Annotated in this window: 1 protein-coding gene; it reads right to left on the bottom strand. The window is 37.2% G+C overall.

Annotated elements, in window-relative coordinates:
• Positions 1–8: 8 nt before the first annotated feature.
• Positions 9–226 (bottom strand): hypothetical protein (locus AC23P2_RS31485; RefSeq protein ID WP_487776849.1); only part of this gene is annotated, 218 nt, incomplete at its 5' end.

Genomic DNA, 226 nt, shown 5'->3' with positions numbered 1-226 from the left:
AAAAAAGGTTATTGTTCTATTTCTATACGCCGCACCAAATTTACTTGGCCGCTTGTTGTTTGGGTGGCTACTTTGGATATTTCTTTTAATGTTAATGACTCATTTACAGGGTATGGGTTATTTTCAAAAAAAAGTGCTTTTGATAACCGAAACTGAGCGACAGTTTTGGTGTTTTTGGCCGTTTCTATAGTTACAATGGCGGCATCTTGTCCATCGGTAAAAAGAG

Source organism: Runella sp. R0.1_18 (assembly GCF_057652155.1).
The sequence above is the reverse complement of the archived record's forward strand: the minus strand, read 5'-3'. Positions and strand labels throughout refer to the sequence as shown.